At 45.2% G+C, this 1,826-nt stretch carries 2 protein-coding genes; both read right to left on the bottom strand.

From position 1 onward, the window contains the following. Positions 1-164: 164 nt before the first annotated feature. Complete coding sequence (locus ACFINX_RS09905) at positions 165-1,550, bottom strand: Bgr_08870 family protein (protein ID WP_375668779.1); 1,386 nt, start codon at positions 1,548-1,550, stop codon at positions 165-167. A gap of 12 nt (positions 1,551-1,562) precedes the next feature. Then, positions 1,563-1,826, bottom strand: a 264-nt coding sequence (locus ACFINX_RS09900; protein ID WP_375668778.1) for a hypothetical protein, incomplete at its 5' end; no start/stop codon positions are given.

Here is a 1,826-nt window from a genome sequence, read left to right as displayed (position 1 = left end):
CAATAGAGAAACAATAACAACAAGAGCTGCCTTTCATAAAACTGACACTGTCAGTCAAAAAGCTCTTTAAAGGGCTTTGAAAGAGCAATAAAAGGACTTAAAAACATATAAGCCTGCTCATACAAAAGCTATCCATTTGACTTGCGCTATTTTTGGTTTTGTATTTAATCTTTCCATAACCTTATAAGAACAGCGCCATCAGCTCCAGCGCCGCTTGGAGAGGAATCTCCATGAGAGCCAGCACCTCCGCCCCCAAAACCACGCCCTGCTTTTCCCGAACTATAGGAACCTTTGCCGACTCCTCCAGAGCCACCACGTGATGTATCACCTCCAGCATCGCCTCCATTACCGCTTGTTTTACTCGTAATTCCATTCGTTCCAGCATAACCATTTCCGCCTTTGGCAATTCCTAGATGTTCATCCGTTGCTAAACCAAAGTTTCCACCTGTTCCTCCAGCACCACCATCGCCTGAATAGTAGGTAGTCGTACCACCACCAAATCCCGTGTGAGATTGATAGGCAGAAGCACCCCCACCACCATGTCCTCCTGTCGCCGTAATAAAATTCTTTCCAACAGCTGTTGTTCCTCCAGAATTTCCTGTCGCACTGCGTGATGCAACAGAAGCGCCTCCTTTACCAATGATGATATCCTCGTGACCGTTTAAACTGGCTTTATAGCCATACCAGACTGAACACCCGCCACCGCCGCCACCGCCTCCTAAGTAATAAGAATAACCACCCCCACCACTGCCGCCGCCACCCCATGCTTGGATTTCGACTTTTGTGTTATCCGTTACCCAATCGGGCCATTGAATTTTCCCATCCTGTGTATAGAGCAATTCAGCATCAGCAAGAGCCGGCCAATTCGTGATTTTATTGGTCAAATCTTTTTTAAGACTCTTTATCTGTGCCAAGATGGCTGCATCCACTTGCGCCTTCGTATAAACAACATCACCATCAACCCTCAAAGGTCCTTTAAGCGTACTTCCACTTGTGCTTAAACTGGTAACTATTTCACCATTATGGGTGAGATTAAACGACGAATTACCCAAGATCTCCAAGTCGTCACCCATGGTGACTTTACTGGTAAATTTATTATAACTTTGCCATTCATTTGGGCTGGCTAAGCGACCATAGCTTGTGAGATCTTCATTGATCTTGGCTCTAAAATCATCAAGCCCCACGATATCTTCGGTTTTATGTTGGTGTGCGCCTAATAGAGAGACAGCACTGCCAAAAGTGAAGTTATTATTGCTTGATTTATAGAGAACATAATTGTTGGCGGCATCTTTTGCGCCTTCGATATCGCTTAAATCGGCAAAAGTGAAGGTTTTATCCGCTGCCATTTTGCCATTGAGAGCGCTTTCTAGATCTGCGATTTCGTTGATCGTATGCGTGTGGTGTAAAGGTGCCTTTTCGTCTACCTTTTCCTCAACAGCCAAAAGAGCTTGATCAATTTTGGTCAAGTTTTCCCGCAAGATTGGGAATTCAGAACTGATAAAACGCCCCTCTTTAGGCAATTCCATGTCGAGTTTTTTGGTTTTGGTCATCTCTGTTTCCCCTCATAATATGCCGGCGCCAAAATCACACACCATTGACCGCGCTGCTGGTCCACCGGTAAGCGTGAGTTTCAAACGTGCTTGTTTGGCGCCTTTATCACTGCTGGTAAATTTTCGTTCTGTCCAAAGCGGTTCAGCGAGTTGTTCTGTTTCCTCTAATTTCAAAGGGGTGAAAGCACCATCATCCAGCTGCATCTCCAGTGAAAAGGTTGCACCGCCCGGTAAAAAGGTTTTGATATAGCTGGTCAATCTTGCTTTTTCACCAAA

It is taken from the genome of Bartonella sp. AP36NXGY (assembly GCF_042195865.1).
Lineage (GTDB): Bacteria > Pseudomonadota > Alphaproteobacteria > Rhizobiales > Rhizobiaceae > Bartonella.
The sequence above is the reverse complement of the archived record's forward strand: the minus strand, read 5'-3'. Positions and strand labels throughout refer to the sequence as shown.